Origin of the sequence: uncultured Rothia sp., from assembly GCF_937976295.1 — a bacterium.
GTDB lineage: Bacteria > Actinomycetota > Actinomycetes > Actinomycetales > Micrococcaceae > Rothia.
The window spans coordinates 1-4,765 of record NZ_CALJRY010000387.1 but is presented as its reverse complement, the minus strand read 5'-3'; the positions used below and the strand labels follow the sequence as shown (position 1 = coordinate 4,765).

The window sequence follows — 4,765 nt, the reverse complement described above, 5'->3', positions numbered from 1 at the left end:
CCTTCTGCAATCCGCGGAGGGGGTCTTCTGAGCCTTGTAGGGGTGAGTCTGTAACCCTTTCGCGGGTGCTTCGGGGAGGGCGTTGGGGTCTTGCCAGCTGCCCCTTCGGGGTGTTTGAAGCGGATCTTCTAGCCTCTCAAAACCTCCTTATTGAACTGCTTTGAAAGCACCTTGGGCTGGTCTTCATTGAACTGCTTTGAAAGCACCTTGGGCTGGTCTTCGGGACATCTTTCGAGGTATGCCTCAGCATGCCTATCGGGGCTTCAAAGGGGTGTGCTCATGGGGGTGGCGGAGCCACTTCCGAGTGGTCATTCGAGGGTGGTTATGCCTCCTTTGGGTTACTGCTTTTGGGTACCTCGAAAAGGACTCTAACAGGGGTCTGAAAGGGGGCTCTGGTGGCGGGTCTCAAGAGCGTGATGAGGGGTCCGATAGGATGCCTGAGTGGGGGAGTGACGAAGGGGTTATTTTTGCCTCAAAGTGCATTCTCAAAGTGGAATATGCGAAAGGTGTCTATATTCCGGGCTTGGAAATCACCTGTTTTGCCCCGGAATTCCGCGGTTTTTGACAAAAAATGGGCTTTGAGTGCAACACTTCACCCTGAAAGTGATTATAGTCACATATAAAACATTCAAGTTAATTGTAGAGTTTTTTGAAACTCTTTCAAAAAACGCTCAAAAACCCCGGAAATTCAAGGAAGAAATAGCCTGTTCAACCTCTACTTGAGGGTGATTCAAGCTGAACTATAAGTTGAGAAAAATCTCTTGTTAAGATTGAATCTTGTTCGATACCCAAAAATAGCCCCAAAAAACCGCTGGAAAAGGCTTTTTGACCTGGTAGCTTTGAGTACGTGGTCACCGCGGTCCGCCGCGTAGCTCTCCGGATGAGTACTGTGCCCCTCCATCACATGAGGACATCCCCGCAACACACACGGGACAGTTGCATGGACTTGCTCCATGCGGCGTCACATTCGCAGGCCGACCGCCTATAGGCTTCTCACCTATAGACCACCTATCACTCAACCACTCACAGGCGTCCGCGCCCCACGAAACACCAACAACGAGGACAACCCATGGCACTTCGCCCCCGCACTGTTAAGGCTGGCTCTCTCGCAGCCGTCGCTGTACCCTCCGTGCTCGGTAGCACCCTGGTAGCACCCGCTTCGGCTTTTGCGCCTGTCGTTCAGGACATCCCCGGCGCAGCTACCGCGACCGCCGCTCCTAAGTCCCTGTTCACCTCCACCGTGCAGCCCACCCTCTCGCAGGTTGCTGTGCAGATCCGCCAGCAGGCAGAACAGGCAAAGCAGGCTCAGCAGGCTCCCGCAACGACCGCGGTTCAGCCCATCCAGAAGACCTACACCGCCCAGGCGACTCAGCAGGCAACCCCCTCGGCTACCTTCCAGTCCGCACAGGCTGCTCAGGCATCGGCACAGGCTACCCAGGCTGCGCAGCCTTCCGCTCAGCCCACCCTGGCACAGGTTGCCCAGACTCCCGCGGCTACCCAGGCAACTACCCAGAACACTGCAACCCCCGCCGTTCAGCCCACGCAGACCGCACAGGCTACTCAGGCAGCATCCGGCGTGGCGGCAACCCGCACCAACCAGACTTTCCTGTCCTACACCTCCCCGGCCGGTACCACCTCGCAGTACCACGTCTACGCTGAGGGTGTGGACTTCTCCAAGCCCGTTGGCGTGGTCTTCTACTTCGACGGCGACTACTGGCGCAACGACCAGTCCAAGGTCTACGACCCCTCCGGTGAGCTGGCTCAGATGGCTGCCTCCGCAGCGGCACAGAACATGCTGTTCGTGCCCGTCATCTCCCCGGACTCCAACCGTTACGATGCTGGCGTGACCTGGTGGGAAGACATGGAGCGTAACGGCGAGTTCTTCCGCTCCTTCGCATCCTCCTTCATCGCGGCTAACGGCGTGGACTCCTCCAACGTGTGGACCATGGGCTACTCCGGTGGCGCCGAGTTCATCACCTACGAGCTGAACACCAAGCCCCAGACCTGGCGCAACGGCGGCGGCTCCATCATGATCGCTGGCGGCGGCCTGGACGAAGGCACCCCCTCGGCTGCGCTGAAGTCCCAGCCCATGTTCTGGTACGCAAACTCGAACGACGGCTCCGGCGAGACCTACCCGCAGACCTGGAGCGCACGAGGCGCCGTTGAGGGCGGCTACAATGCTTACCGCAATGCCGGCTACACCAACGCTTCCGCGACCGTTCTGAACGGCTCGGGCCACTTCGACTACAACTTCTCCGAGATTCTGAGCAACTCGCTCACCAAGGGCAAGGCAACCGCCGCTCCCAAGGCTGAGCAGAAGACCGAACAGAAGGCTGAGCAGAAGCAGCAGAACACTCAGCGTGCCCGCACCATGAGCTCCGCAACCTACCAGAGCTACACCTCCCCGGCGGGCACCACCTCCCAGTACCACGTGTACGCGAACAACCTGGACTACTCCAAGCCTGTTGGCGTGGTCTTCTACTTCGACGGCGACTACTGGCAGCGTAACGAGTCCAAGGTCTACACCCCCGACGAGGGCATGCTCGCGGCAATGGGCAAGATCGCTAACGCCCGCAACATGGTCTTTGTGCCGATCATCTCCCCGGACACCAACGCATCCGGCGACGGCATCACCTGGTGGGAAGACATGGACGCTAATGGCGAGTTCTTCCGCTCCTTCGCGAAGTCCTTCGTCAGCCAGAACAACCTGGACGCTTCCCAGGTGTGGACCATGGGCTACTCCGGTGGCGCCGAGTTCATCACCTACGAGCTGACTGACCACAACACCGCATGGCGTAACGGTGGCGGCTCCATCATGGTCGCGGGCGGCGACTCGGACGGCTCCGTGGACGCTGACGCAACCACCAAGGGCCTGCCTATGTACTGGTGGGTTGGCGCGAATGACACCTCCGGCAACACCAACCCCGTCACCTGGAGCGCACGAGGCGCAGTCGAGTCCGGCTACAACGCATACCTGGGCGCAGGCTTCTCCGACGCCCGCGTGAAGCTGATTGACGGCTTCAGCCACCACGACTACGATCTGCCGCACATCCTGGCGTCCTCTCTGGACTTCGCCGGTAAGACCCCCGTGCTGGGCTACAGCGACCTGTCCGAATCGGACCCGAACTACAACGAGATTAGCTGGAACTCTGACCACCGCATCATGCTCGGCTTCGCAGATGGCACCTTCCGCCCGAACGCTTCGGTCAACCGTGCACAGCTGGCAACCTACCTGTACCGCGTGGCTGGCCGCCCCGCTGTGAACGCACCGGCTGTCTCTCCGTTCAGCGACGTTCCGGCCAACCACCCCGCGTACAAGGAGATTTTCTGGCTGAGCCAGCAGGGCATCAGCGGTAGCGACTTCCGTCCCCTGGAGGCCGTCACCGAGTCCACCATGGCTGAGTTCATGTACCGTGCGGCTGGCTCCCCGGCACAGGATCAGGGCGGCTACGCGTCCCAGGCTCTGGCGTGGGCTGCATCCAACGGTATCGGTACCGGTTCCACCTCTTCGGATGCGGTCACCCGCTCCGCGATGGCAGGCTACCTGTACATCTACGCGAACTAAAGTGCGCACCCCTTAACGCATAAAGATCCGCCCCGTTCCTGATGAGTTCAGGAACGGGGCGGATCTTTTGAGGTTTAGCTCAAGAAGCTATGCGCTAGACCGGGCTTAGAGGGTCTGGGTGGGGGATTCCACAGCCAGGGGAGCCGGAGCAGCCGGTGCGTTCTTTGCCTTCAGAGCGGCCAGGCGAGCGTCCAGCTCGGTCTCGCGCTCCATCTGGTCCAGGGTGTTGAACTGTGCGTCCAGGGAGGAAGCTGCCAGTTCCTGCTGACCGATGACGCGTGCCTCTTCGCGGCGAACCTTCTCTTCGAAGCGGCTCATCTCGCTGGTCGGGTCCAGAACGTCGAACGCCTTCAGAGCGTCGTTCACCTGGGTCTGAGCTGCTGCGGTCTTCTGACGTGCGGTCAGCTCATCGCGCTTGTACTTGACCTCTTCAAGCTTGGAGCGCATCTTCTCCAGGCCGTCCTTGAGCTGGTTGACAACCTGAGTCTGGGAAGCCAGCTGAGGCTCAACAGCCTGTGCAGCCTTCTCAGCCAGCAGCTGCTTGTTCAGAGCAATCTTGGCGAGGTTGTCGAACTTGTCAGCGTTGGCAACGTCGCCAGCTGCGCGGAATTCATCAGCCTTGTTAGAAGCTGCCAGAGCCTTGGTGCCCCACTCCTGGGCGGTCTGGACGTCCTCTGCGTGGTCCTTCTCGAGCAGACGCAGGTTGCCGATGGTCTGTGCTACTGCAGCCTCCGCCTCGCGGATGTTGTTGGTGTAGTCACGAACCATCTGGTCCAGCATCTTCTCCGGGTCCTCAGCTGCATCAATCAGAGCGTTGATGTTTGCCTTAGCGAGCTGTGCAATACGGCCGAAGATGGTCTGCTTAGCCATAATCTCCTACTTTCTGTTCAACGGGCTGCGGGGGAGCACTACGCTCCTCGTGAGCCGTGCCCGTATAACTAATTATGTGGCAGATTTCTGGGTGCATGCTGTGAAAATGATGCACGCATGATTTCTGCTACCTAAACTTTTGGTAAATTGCCTCAGGTGTTTTCCGACTTGGGAAGAAACCGGTGAGGTAAGCTACGTGTCCTGCCGGTTAGCCCGCAGAAACACCTGCAGAAGCCGATCGGCAGAATCGTTAGCATGGAGGCGTTTAGAAGCTACCGCCGTCACCGCCGCCGCTGCCCCAACCGCCGCCTCCGCCGCTGAAGCCGCCAC

General features: G+C 59.5%; 2 protein-coding genes. One reads left to right on the top strand and one right to left on the bottom strand.

Going from position 1 to position 4,765, the window contains the following annotated elements; all coding sequences use genetic code 11:
• The first annotated feature begins 1,069 nt into the window (after positions 1 to 1,069).
• Positions 1,070 to 3,565, top strand: coding sequence for an S-layer homology domain-containing protein (locus Q0216_RS10260; RefSeq protein WP_298595170.1), 2,496 nt, complete (start codon positions 1,070 to 1,072; stop codon positions 3,563 to 3,565).
• 105 nt (positions 3,566 to 3,670) lie between these two features.
• On the opposite strand, the gene Q0216_RS10255 is transcribed toward Q0216_RS10260, so the two are convergent.
• Positions 3,671 to 4,435 carry a PspA/IM30 family protein gene (locus Q0216_RS10255; protein WP_298595167.1) on the bottom strand — a complete coding sequence of 255 codons (765 nt, stop codon included), beginning with the start codon at positions 4,433 to 4,435 and terminating at the stop codon, positions 3,671 to 3,673.
• Between the last annotated feature and the right edge of the window lie 330 nt (positions 4,436 to 4,765).